At 64.4% G+C, this 10,078-nt stretch carries 13 protein-coding genes; 9 read left to right on the top strand and 4 right to left on the bottom strand.

Annotated features, from left to right (window positions below; genetic code table 11):
- Nucleotides 1-1,941 (top strand): efflux RND transporter permease subunit (locus JHD07_RS22680; protein ID WP_291626055.1); only part of this gene is annotated, 1,941 nt, incomplete at its 5' end.
- Nucleotides 1,942-1,951: 10 nt separating this feature from the next.
- Nucleotides 1,952-2,308 (top strand): carboxymuconolactone decarboxylase family protein, encoded by a 357-nt coding sequence (locus tag JHD07_RS22675; RefSeq protein ID WP_291626053.1) that lies wholly within the window; start codon nt 1,952-1,954, stop codon nt 2,306-2,308.
- A gap of 78 nt (nt 2,309-2,386) precedes the next feature.
- On the opposite strand, the gene JHD07_RS22670 is transcribed toward JHD07_RS22675, so the two are convergent.
- Nucleotides 2,387-2,719: a hypothetical protein gene (locus JHD07_RS22670; protein ID WP_291626051.1), complete on the bottom strand. Its 333-nt coding sequence runs from the start codon at nt 2,717-2,719 to the stop codon at nt 2,387-2,389.
- 100 nt (nt 2,720-2,819) lie between these two features.
- Nucleotides 2,820-3,224 carry a hypothetical protein gene (locus tag JHD07_RS22665; protein ID WP_291626048.1) on the bottom strand — a complete coding sequence of 135 codons (405 nt, stop codon included), beginning with the start codon at nt 3,222-3,224 and terminating at the stop codon, nt 2,820-2,822.
- 162 nt (nt 3,225-3,386) lie between these two features.
- Here JHD07_RS22665 and JHD07_RS22660 point away from each other — a divergent pair, with 162 nt between their 5' ends.
- On the top strand, nt 3,387-3,611 hold the full coding sequence (locus tag JHD07_RS22660) for a hypothetical protein (RefSeq protein WP_291626046.1): 225 nt from the start codon (nt 3,387-3,389) through the stop codon (nt 3,609-3,611).
- 152 nt (nt 3,612-3,763) lie between these two features.
- On the opposite strand, the gene JHD07_RS22655 is transcribed toward JHD07_RS22660, so the two are convergent.
- Nucleotides 3,764-4,228, bottom strand: a complete 465-nt coding sequence (locus JHD07_RS22655) for a PaaI family thioesterase (protein ID WP_291626044.1) — start codon at nt 4,226-4,228, stop codon at nt 3,764-3,766.
- Nucleotides 4,229-4,598: 370 nt separating this feature from the next.
- Between JHD07_RS22655 and JHD07_RS22650 the strand changes: the two genes are divergently transcribed.
- From JHD07_RS22650 to JHD07_RS22640, 3 genes are all read left to right on the top strand, one after another.
- Nucleotides 4,599-4,895: a hypothetical protein gene (locus tag JHD07_RS22650; protein WP_291626042.1), complete on the top strand. Its 297-nt coding sequence runs from the start codon at nt 4,599-4,601 to the stop codon at nt 4,893-4,895.
- Between the two features lie 111 nt (nt 4,896-5,006).
- A complete protein-coding gene (locus tag JHD07_RS22645; RefSeq protein ID WP_291626040.1) occupies nt 5,007-5,258 on the top strand; it encodes a hypothetical protein in 252 nt (83 codons plus the stop codon).
- Between the two features lie 156 nt (nt 5,259-5,414).
- Nucleotides 5,415-5,672, top strand: a complete 258-nt coding sequence (locus tag JHD07_RS22640) for a DUF2798 domain-containing protein (protein WP_291626039.1) — start codon at nt 5,415-5,417, stop codon at nt 5,670-5,672.
- A gap of 523 nt (nt 5,673-6,195) precedes the next feature.
- Here the strand turns inward: JHD07_RS22640 and JHD07_RS22635 are convergent.
- The gene (locus JHD07_RS22635; RefSeq protein WP_291626037.1) at nt 6,196-6,366 is read right to left on the bottom strand and encodes a hypothetical protein; all 171 of its coding nucleotides are present in this window, start codon (nt 6,364-6,366) and stop codon (nt 6,196-6,198) included.
- 812 nt (nt 6,367-7,178) lie between these two features.
- On the opposite strand from JHD07_RS22635, the gene recA reads away from it, so the two are divergent.
- From recA to JHD07_RS22620, 3 genes are all read left to right on the top strand, one after another.
- Entirely contained in the window at nt 7,179-8,267 is a 1,089-nt protein-coding gene (gene recA, locus JHD07_RS22630) for a recombinase RecA (RefSeq protein WP_061026216.1), read from the top strand.
- A 105-nt stretch (nt 8,268-8,372) separates the two neighbouring features.
- Nucleotides 8,373-9,422 carry a hypothetical protein gene (locus JHD07_RS22625; protein WP_291626033.1) on the top strand — a complete coding sequence of 350 codons (1,050 nt, stop codon included), beginning with the start codon at nt 8,373-8,375 and terminating at the stop codon, nt 9,420-9,422.
- Nucleotides 9,394-9,966, top strand: coding sequence for a hypothetical protein (locus JHD07_RS22620; protein WP_291626032.1), 573 nt, complete (start codon nt 9,394-9,396; stop codon nt 9,964-9,966). The genes JHD07_RS22625 and JHD07_RS22620 overlap by 29 nt, the downstream gene beginning before the upstream one ends.
- Nucleotides 9,967-10,078: the final 112 nt, after the last annotated feature.

Below are 10,078 nucleotides of genomic sequence, written 5' to 3'. Positions count from 1 at the left end.
GCGCGGCACTGGGCCATGCGTGACGGCCGCCCGCGCTTGCAGGCGACGATCGAGGCCGTGGCCGAGGTCGGCAACCCCACCATCGTCGCGACGTTGACCGTGGTCGCCGCACTGTTGCCGATGCTGTTCGTGTCGGGCCTGATGGGGCCCTATATGGCGCCGATCCCGGCCAATGCGTCGGCTGCCATGCTGTTCTCGTTCTTCATCGCCATGGTGGTGGCGCCGTGGCTGATGCTCAAGCTCGCGCCGAAGGGCGACATCGCTTCGGCGCATGCGGGCCACGATGAAGGTCGGCTCGGCCGGCTGTACCGGCGCTTCGCCGCGCCGATCGTGCGGAGCAAGCGCTCGGCCTGGCTGTTCCTGCTCGGCGTCGGCATCGCGACGTTGCTCTCGATGACGCTGTTCGCGACCAAGTCGGTGACGGTCAAGCTGCTGCCGTTCGACAACAAGTCCGAGATCGCCGTGGTCGTCGACCTGCCGGAAGGGGCGAGCCTGGAGGCGACCGAGCGCACCCTGTTCGGCGCGGCCGAGATTGCGCGGCAATTGCCGGAGGTCACCTCGCTGCAATCCTATGCCGGCACCCCCGCTCCCTTCAATTTCAACGGCCTGGTGCGGCACTACTACTTGCGGGAAAGGCCAGAGCTCGGCGAGGTGCAGGTCAACCTGGCTGCGCGCGGCCAGCGCAAGCGCGCGAGCCATGAGATCGCGCTCGAGCTACGCGAGAAGCTGAAGGCGCTTGGCCCGCCCCCGGGGACCAGCATCAAGGTGGTCGAAGTGCCGCCCGGCCCGCCGGTGCTATCGACGCTACTCGCCGAGGTCTATGGTCCGGATGCGACCACGCGCCGGGCGGTCACTGCAGAGCTCAAGAAAATCTTCGCGGAGGTGCCGTTCATCGTCGACATCGATGATTCGATCGGCGAGAAGCGGCCGCGGTTGCGGCTCTCGATCGACCAGGACCGGCTCGAATTCTTCGGCGTCGAGCAGCGCGACGTCTACGACACGATCCAGACGCTGTTCGGCGGCACTTCGGTCGGCTATTCGCATCGGGGCGAGGACCGCAACCCGATCGAGATCGCGGTGCGCCTCGGAAAGCGTGCTCTGGTCTGGGACGAGGCTCTGGCCTCCACGCCGGTGCCGGCCAATACGCTGCCCGGCAGCAAGACCGTGGTGGAACTCGGCCAGGTCGTGAAGGCGACCATGGAGGAGGGCTCGCCGACGATCTTCCGCCGCGACGGCCGCTTCGCCGACATGGTGATGGCCGAGCTCGCAGGGCGCTTCGAGGCACCGCTCTACGGCATGCTCGCGGTCGCCGATCGCGTCGAGGCCCACGATTGGGGCAAGCTGCCGAAGCCCGCGATCAGTCTGCACGGCCAGCCGTCGGACGAGTCGCGCCCGACGCTGTTGTGGGACGGCGAATGGGAAATCACCTGGGTGACCTTCCGCGACATGGGCGCGGCTTTCGGTGCGGCGATCCTCGGCATTTACGTGCTGGTCGTGGCCCAGTTCAGGAGCTTCCGTCTGCCGCTCGTGATCCTGACGCCGATTCCGCTGACGCTGATCGGCATCCTGATCGGGCACTGGCTCCTTGGTGCGCCGTTCACCGCGACCTCGATGATCGGCTTCATCGCGCTGGCCGGCATCATCGTGCGGAACTCGATCCTGCTGGTCGATTTCATCCGGCACAGCGGCGGCGAGGGCAGATCGCTCCGCGAGGTGGTGCTGGAGGCCGGAGCCGTCCGCTTCAAGCCGATCCTGCTCACCGCGCTTGCGGCCATGATTGGTGCCGCAACCATCCTGCTCGATCCGATTTTCCAGGGATTGGCGATCTCGCTCCTGTTCGGGCTCGCGTCCTCGACGCTGCTCACCGTGTTGGTGATACCCGCGATCTACATCGCCTTGCGCGCGCCGCGCGAGGTCTCAACCACAACCAAATCCAGCTAGCGAGGAATCGATGGACAAGAACTACGTCGACATCACTAGGAACATCTCTGACAACCTGAAGAAGCTGAGGAGCGACATTCCCGACACAATGAAGGGATTTGCCATGCTCGCGCAGGCCGCCACCCGCGATGGCGCGCTCGACAAGAAGACCAAGGAGTTGATCGCGCTGGCGCTCGGCGTTGCCGCGCATTGCGACGGCTGCATCGGCTTTCACACCGAAGCGCTCGTCAAGCTTGGTGCGACGCGGCAGGAGGTCGAGGAGACGCTCGGCATGGCCGTCTACATGGGCGGCGGACCGTCCTTGATGTACGCCGCCGATGCGATCGCCGCCTACGAACAGTTCCAGCAGAAATCGAGCGCGGTATAGCGGCGGTTGCTGAATACGATGTTGCAAACGGGACCGGACGATTTGCTCGTCCGGACCCGTTTACTCTTCCGTCAATGACTACCAGCGGTCACCGACGCCCACGCCGACGCTGACGCCAGGGGCGCGAATGCCGACGCCGGTGCGCGGGCCGTCATCGTAGTGGCGATGATAGGTCCGGCGCTCATAGTAGCGGTCGCGCGGCATGGAGTTATAGGAATCGCGCACGACCACGCGCGAACCGCTGCGCGTGCGATAGCAACGGCCGGAATCGTCGCAGACGAGCCGGACCTGCTGCACGAGATCCGGATTGGCGTATTCGCTGCTCGTATAGATATCGGAAGCCTTCGCCCCCGAGGCGGCTGCCAAGGCACCCACGCCCGCCAGCAGCGCAATTGTCAACGTCCTCATCATGTCCTCCTCGAAGCTGCCCTCGGCGGTAACAAGAAAGGGAGGCCGTGATCGTTCCCGGTGCAGTGCTTGTTTTTCCCGGAACGTGTTGGAGAATGGGTTCCTAAATCCGCTCGTATGTCTCCGTGCCGCAGATGTCGTCGGCCTCCGCCCGCCTTCGGTCCACGACTTTCCCGCCGTTGATGGTCACGATGTAGGTCTGGGCGCCGAGCGGCGTGCCTGTCGCGGAGGTGAGCTGCGCACGGACGCACGCCGTCCAGCCCGGTCCTCGCAACTCGCGGTGGGGCGGGGCGACCTGCACCTCGCGCGGATAGGACGTTGCGAGAAAGACGGCGTCGATCTGCTCGCGCACCAAGCGCTTGACGTCCGGAGCGGCTTCGGGCGGGGGTTGCTCGGCCTCCTTCATCCGCATGAACTCAGGCACCGGCGCGCGGCTGTCGGCAAAGCCGCAGCCGGCGAGTACGAGCACGCCGGCGGACAGCGCCGCGTGAGTAATAATCCGCAACATCCGTGAAGATCCCCTGCGGGCCAACAGATAGGCACGAATGCGATTCGACGAAGTCACGGCCGATCAAGATTTGCTGAAGCACCGCCCCGTCCTGAACCCGCGCCATTTTGCTATTTCGCGATAGCGGGCTAGTTTGTACCCCACACGAAGGGGATTGCATCGATGAGGATTTTGGTCATGGCGGCCGCGGTGCTGGCGCTGACGGCTGGGTCGGCGGAGGCGCAGGGGCGGCGCCAGCCCAATGACGGGGCCAAGCCTGCGGACAATGTGCCCAAGGTCGACGAAAAGGCCTACAAGGCGGCGCTCGAGCGCATTCCCGAGCCCAAGGACAAGTACGACCCGTGGGGCGGCGCCCGCACGAGCGAACCTGCCAAGAAGCCGAAATGAAGCTGCAAGCAGTTCCTCGACAGCGGCGAAGACGACATCGCGGTCGTGCTGACCTAAATGGACGACGGGACGAGCCGCGTTGGCGTTGTCCTGTCCTTCATGATCGCGTCGAGCTTTCGCTCCACGTGGCTCTCTTTCTTCAAAGGCCGCCTTCACCCCGGCAGCATTGCGAAGGCGCTCGACACCATCGCGACCGGCTTGCTGTCGGCGGCCGAGAGCAGCGTGACGCGGCCGAAGCTCATCGTGCGCCCGAGCCGCACCACGCGCGCGTCCGCCAGCACGTCCGATGAGGACACCGCGCGCATGAAATGCGTGGTCTGGTCGACCGTCGTCATGGGACGGTAGCCGCGATTGGCGGCGAGGATCGCGATCACCATGGCGGTGTCGGCGAGCGCCATCAGGGCCTGGCCGCAGACTACGCCGCCGTTCCGGCACAGCCGTTCCGAAAACGGCATGCGCAGGATCGCGCCCGGCTGCCAGTCCGCGACCTCCGCCGGCTGGGCATGCTCGATGCGCTCGACCGCGAGATCGAGATCCTGAACCCAGGGCGCAAAGACCTCGCCGAGGATGCGCCGGGCGTCGGCGAGGCCGAACTCGGCTTCTGGCTGCGTCTGCATTGCTGTCGCGCTCTCCTCTATTGCCGGATGTTTCCACCCTCATTGTGCACGCATCGGCGCGGCAAAGTCACCCGGTCTCGCGACGGCCGGCTCGGCTTGAAAATGCCTGACTTGGCCCGGTATGATGCCCCGCTCGGGTGCGGGTGGATGATGTTGCGTCGGTGTGTCCTCGTCTTTGCATGGTCGTGCTCGGTCTCGCGCTGAGCGGGTGCACCAGATGCGGCCCGATCTGGGACGACTGGCTGCATGCGCCCAAATCATGCCGATCGGATCGGCTTTAGTGGCACGCGCGGCCTTGAGCGGTCCGGCTCGTGGCGGGACGAGACGGCGCGGGCGATCCGCGCCTGATGGATAATCTAAGGAGTGGATGATGAAGCTTTTCCGTTTGGCCGCGGTGTTGGCCGTGCTGGCGGGACCTGCCTACGCGCAAATGCCCAATCTGAACTTGCTGCAGGACGCGCCGAGCAAGACCCCGGAGGAGAAGGCCGCCGAAGCCGAGCGGGACAGGGCCTACAAGGAAACGCTGAAGAAGATTCCGGATTCCAAGGGGTCCAACGACCCCTGGGGCGGCATGCGCGCCGATCCGCCGAAGCAGCCAGCGGCGCCGAAGGCCTCGGCCGCGACCAGCGCGCCGAAGAAGACCAAGAGCGGGACGGCCGCCAACTGAGCGCAAGCTCCGTCCCGGGGGCGCCCAACGCCCTTCGGCCGGGACTCCTCTTGATCCCGCCCATGCCCTACATTCTGCCAAGAGTAGCGCGTCAAGGAGTAGTGGCAGGACATGGCCGATCGTCCGCGGGATCTCGCCGAGCGGATGGCGCGCCGGCGCAAGGCCGGCAAGCCGGGCCGTACCGCCGGCGACGGCTATCTGCGCGAGACCTTCACGCTGCCGCGTGCGGCGGCGCGGGAGAGGGCGCAGGCCTTCTTCGCCCGCTACCCCAAGGCAGGCTATATGAGTGCGGTCGAGACCTGGCGCGAGCTGCCCGGCGGCGACATCGAGTTCACCATGCGGCGGCTGCCCAGCGCCGACTGACGCGGCCGCGGATCGCCCGGCAGGACTGAGCTCCGTGGTTCTCCCACCATGAACAAAGTTCCTGGATTCATCGCGTAGGCCACCGCAGCCTGGTTCCGTTGCGGGGCGGCATATGCCTTGCTTGCCTGATCGCGGGCAAGCAACCGTGGGACCCATATGCTCGGCATTCCCCGCCGCTACTCTCATTTCGTATTCGGCATCATCCAGTCCGGACTCACCTCGCTGGTCGCGTCGGGAATTGCCAGCCTGCCCGCCGACAGCCCGATGCTCTTCATCCGGCACTGGATGGTGTCGTGGCTGATCGCATGGGCTGCGATGCTGCCGGTGGTGCTGCTGGCGGCGCCCGCGATCCGCGCCTTCTCGCTGCGCCTGACGCAGGAGGAGCGGGACCCGCGTGCCGGGCGGCAGGCATGAGGAATCGCTATCGGAGACCGAGACGGCCTGACCGCTGGCGGCATCAGCCGCCCGCGGGTGCGACGATCGAAGGCCTCAGACTGGCCCCGCGGCCGTCCAAATTTGGACATCCGCTCGCACCACTGCCGACATACCCGTCGGCAAGATTTCATCCGTTCGGCGCAGCCATGGGGGAAACGTGGCCCGCCGATAATGGGGTGGCATCATGGACAACGTAGAGCGGTCATTCGCCGCCGCGACGGCGGCTGGCTTCCTTCTGCTGGTGATAGGCCTGGTGCTGTTGGCGGTGCTGTAGGCGACGGCCCTGGCGGCAATGCAACCGTGCCGGACGAGCGGCGCACGCCCGCCTTTTCGAAAAGGTGGAAAACAACCCCATGCACAGTAGGCCGCCGGGAAAATCCCCTGCATAGCCAATAGCTTAATATTGGTATTTAGATACCTATTCGCGGATTTGTCTCGCAGTCTGCGGTCGAAGCCAGGCGCCCATCCCGGGGGTTGCGCGCCTGGGTTCCTCCTGACGGGCTCAGTTGATCCTGATCTCGTCCAAGGGGAGATGGAGCTGGGCGGCGCGCTCTTCGCGGTCCTTCCTGCGGAACTCGTTCTCCTTGCGCTCGAACTTCACCATCTCCTCGCGCGCTGCGTCGAGCAGGGGCTTGCGCCCGATCGTATCGTGATGCGTGTTGTTGTCCGTCATGACCTGAGCTTCCCAGAGTTGCGGTCCCACCCCACAGAAGGCCGAAGACCGCGAAAAGGTTCGGTGCCGCAGGATTACGGAAACATGACGGCGTGCCGGCCGCGCGTCGTTGAGGCAGGTCATGTTCGGCCGCCTGTGTTGCAGGCAAACCGCAGTCGGCCGCACGAATGGGAACCGCTGACATCCGGAGCCCAATTGGGTCAGCTATGCCGAGTTCTCACGCGAAACGCCGGGTGTCAGAAGCTCGAGGAGCCTCTGGGTGCGACTGTTGCTGACACGGGCGGAAACGGCCCTTGAAATGACGGGCCAGCCAGCTGAGTCGGCCTTACTCTCTCCAATACAGGCGCTTGCAGGTCGGGCAATCGTAGACGTTGACATGACCGTTCTTGCGAACGTCGAGAATACGGGCGCGGAATCTTGTCGGTGTTCGGCAATCGTCGCACCGAGGGGTGCGCTCGGTGCTGGTGTGTTCCGCCACTTCCATTGCCCCGGATCCTCGTTGACAGGCGGGAGCGCGCGACTCTCTCAGCCACCGACGCCCCGATCAATCGTTGCCGGTGATGAGAAGGACCGTGCCCGCAAATGACGCAGCCAACAATAACATGCGACAGGCTCGCACAGGTTGCGGTCTGAAGTTGAGAAAACGAACCAGGGCACGGGCCAGAAAGAGTTAGTCAGATAGGAGCAGGACCAAAAACCGCAAAAGAACATATTGCGAACTTAGAACAAATAGGGTACATTGCTTTTATCGCCGAGCTGCCTCGCAACCGTTTGTCCCTCACGCGAATCCTCGCCATAAGGAGCACGACCCAATGTCCGCAACTGCCCTGCGTATCGTCGAAGGATCCTCCATGGACAAGAGTAAAGCTCTGGCCGCCGCGCTCTCCCAGATCGAGCGCCAGTTCGGCAAGGGCTCGGTGATGAAGCTGGGCAAGAACGACCGGTCCATGGACATCGAGGCGGTGTCTTCCGGCTCGCTCGGACTCGATATCGCGCTCGGCATCGGCGGCCTGCCCAAGGGGCGCATCGTCGAGATCTACGGGCCGGAATCGTCGGGCAAGACCACGCTGGCGCTGCACACGGTGGCGGAAGCGCAGAAGAAGGGCGGCATCTGCGCCTTCATCGACGCCGAGCACGCGCTCGATCCGGTCTATGCCCGCAAGCTCGGCGTCAACATCGACGAGCTCCTGATCTCGCAGCCCGATACCGGCGAGCAGGCGCTGGAAATCTGCGACACGCTGGTGCGTTCGGGTGCGGTCGACGTGATGGTGATCGATTCGGTCGCGGCGCTGGTGCCGAAGGCCGAGCTCGAGGGCGAGATGGGCGATGCGCTGCCGGGCCTGCAGGCGCGGTTGATGAGCCAGGCGCTGCGCAAGCTGACGGCCTCGATCAACAAGTCCAACACCATGGTGATCTTCATCAACCAGATCCGCATGAAGATCGGCGTGATGTACGGCTCGCCGGAAACCACGACCGGCGGCAATGCGCTGAAATTCTATGCCTCCGTCCGCCTCGACATCCGCCGCATCGGCGCGATCAAGGAGCGCGACGAGGTGGTCGGCAACACAACGCGCGTCAAGGTGGTCAAGAACAAGCTGGCCCCGCCCTTCAAGCAGGTCGAGTTCGACATCATGTACGGCGAGGGCGTCTCCAAGATGGGCGAGATCCTCGATCTCGGCGTCAAGGCCGGCATCGTCGAGAAGTCCGGCGCCTGGTTCTCCTATGACAGCCAGCGCCTCGGCCAGGGCCGCGAGAACTCGAAGGCATTCCTGAAGGCCAACCCCGACATGACCGCCAAAATCGAGACCGCGATTCGCCAGAACTCCGGCCTGATCGCCGAACAGATCCTGGCCGGCACCCCCGAGCGCGACGCCGACGGCGAGGAGCCGGCGGACGAGTAAGACCTAGCGCGAAAGGTTTTCGCGAGGAGCGGGCACTGAGGACGTTGAGTTGCCGACGTCTTCGGTGCCCGTTTGGTTTTTGCGTTGCGTTGATCAGGTGGGGCGATGAGGCGGCTGATCTTGACCGGCTGGGGCGGGGGGAGTGATCTCGCTCGATCGGGTTTGCCGGAGATCGTCATCCCGTTCCATTTTGAGTTTGAATGGGGACCGCTCCCGTACGCGGAAAAGCTCTCGGCTTATTTGGCTGCCTACACCCCAGAGCTTGGCCATGCCGAACATTGGTCGGATTGGGTCAGCTGGCCCCGGGGCGCCCAGGGTCGCAGATTGTCGCTGGCTGAGTTTTGCGAGCCGTATGATAAGATCGAACTCTGGTTCGGAGCGGCTCCCCGCGACCAGCTGCAACTGGCCTGGTTGCTCGATCACCTCGGCAGTTATCCCGCACTGACACGGAAGCTCGGGCTGCGATTGCTGGGCTCCGACCTGTTTTTCAGCCCCGATTATGATTTCGCCAAGAGCGCGCCTCATATTCCTGTCGTAGGCGTCGCTGCGGAGGAGTTCGAGACTGCCACGTCGGCGTGGTCGGCCTATCGCGCGCCGACGCCCGAGGCTTGCATGGATTTGCTTCACCGCGATCTGAGTGCTCTGCTGATGCTGCGGCCGGCTCTGCTCGATCTGCTCGCGGAACTGCCGTCACCCCGGACCGGGCTTGGTGCGACAGAGATGCGATTTCTGGAGATGCTTGCCAGAGGGTTTGCCAACACGAATGGATTGTTTCACCTGCGCTCGCAACGGCGCACCTATGTGTTCGGAGAGTTCGAGCTGGGCTCGTTGCTGGAGGGGCTCGCGCTTGGCCCGAGAGCGGCAGTGGCCGGATTGGGTGATGAGCTGCGCACGATCGATCCTGGAAGGGTCTGGCACGAAGGGGCGCGGACTGATCGATCTGTTGTCCGAATGCGACTCGGCCGAACTATGGATGGGGCCGGAGCCGAACGCACAATTACTTCTGCTCTGGCTGCTCGACCATTGCGGCGTCGAGAAAGCGGTATTTTCCAAGCTCGCGATACGTCGCCTGGACCTTGCCGTGGGCGATGTCGCGCCAGAGCAATTGGCCAGGATGAACCCGCCGATGGTCAGGCTCACGCAAGACCATCTTGAACTCGCCGCTCGTGCGTGGCGCGCTTATCGTGCGCCGACGCCGCTGGCCTGGAACGACCTTCTCGCTACGGATTTGCGCTTGCTTCCGCAGCTCGAGCCTTGCGTCGTCGCGCTGCTCGAAGAGCTTCCGAACGTGAGCAGCGGCCTTGGGGCCACGGAAACACGGATATTGCAACTGATCGCACCGGGCGAGGTGCAGCCCTTTGACGTCTTCCCCGGACATCAAAAGCCCAACGAGCGGCGCGTCTTCGATTACTGGGAGGTGGGCGCGTTGCTTGATGAACTTGCGCGCGGCCCGGTGCCGGCCGTATCCGGCTTGGAGGACGGACCGTTCACGCTGACCATGCATGATGATGCCCTCCGTCATACGCGTTACAAGCAATCCCGGCTGTCGCTCACGGATTTCGGGAAGGCCGTGCTCGCAGGAGACCAGGACTTCCGCAGCCATAATCCGCTTCGGCGCTGGTGGGGCGGCACCCTTCTCACCCATGAACGGCTGTGGCGGTGGGACGGCGAAAGCCGGCTGTTGATCGCTCCCGACTGACGCGTGTTCACCCGTATTGCTCATCAATTTGAGAGGCGATCATGTCACGTCCGATCCTGACCACCAACGATCGTGCGGAAGACGTGCTACGCCGGTCGGGCCTGGCGAACGT

The sequence above is a fragment of the Bradyrhizobium sp. genome (assembly GCF_016462955.1).
Taxonomy (GTDB): Bacteria; Pseudomonadota; Alphaproteobacteria; order Rhizobiales; family Xanthobacteraceae; genus Bradyrhizobium.
Note: the sequence above shows the minus strand (reverse complement) of the source record. Positions and strands in the feature narration are given on the sequence as shown.

Excerpts from the sequence above, each read along its gene's own strand:
- JHD07_RS22675 (WP_291626053.1), top strand. The coding sequence starts at position 1,952 with ATGGACAAGAACTACGTCGACATCACTAGGAACATCTCTGACAACCTG.
- JHD07_RS22670 (WP_291626051.1), bottom strand. The coding sequence starts at position 2,719 with ATGATGAGGACGTTGACAATTGCGCTGCTGGCGGGCGTGGGTGCCTTG.
- JHD07_RS22665 (WP_291626048.1), bottom strand. The coding sequence starts at position 3,224 with ATGTTGCGGATTATTACTCACGCGGCGCTGTCCGCCGGCGTGCTCGTA.
- JHD07_RS22660 (WP_291626046.1), top strand. The coding sequence starts at position 3,387 with ATGAGGATTTTGGTCATGGCGGCCGCGGTGCTGGCGCTGACGGCTGGG.
- JHD07_RS22655 (WP_291626044.1), bottom strand. The coding sequence starts at position 4,228 with ATGCAGACGCAGCCAGAAGCCGAGTTCGGCCTCGCCGACGCCCGGCGC.
- JHD07_RS22650 (WP_291626042.1), top strand. The coding sequence starts at position 4,599 with ATGAAGCTTTTCCGTTTGGCCGCGGTGTTGGCCGTGCTGGCGGGACCT.
- JHD07_RS22645 (WP_291626040.1), top strand. The coding sequence starts at position 5,007 with ATGGCCGATCGTCCGCGGGATCTCGCCGAGCGGATGGCGCGCCGGCGC.
- JHD07_RS22640 (WP_291626039.1), top strand. The coding sequence starts at position 5,415 with ATGCTCGGCATTCCCCGCCGCTACTCTCATTTCGTATTCGGCATCATC.
- JHD07_RS22635 (WP_291626037.1), bottom strand. The coding sequence starts at position 6,366 with ATGACGGACAACAACACGCATCACGATACGATCGGGCGCAAGCCCCTG.
- recA (WP_061026216.1), top strand. The coding sequence starts at position 7,179 with ATGTCCGCAACTGCCCTGCGTATCGTCGAAGGATCCTCCATGGACAAG.
- JHD07_RS22625 (WP_291626033.1), top strand. The coding sequence starts at position 8,373 with ATGAGGCGGCTGATCTTGACCGGCTGGGGCGGGGGGAGTGATCTCGCT.
- JHD07_RS22620 (WP_291626032.1), top strand. The coding sequence starts at position 9,394 with ATGGTCAGGCTCACGCAAGACCATCTTGAACTCGCCGCTCGTGCGTGG.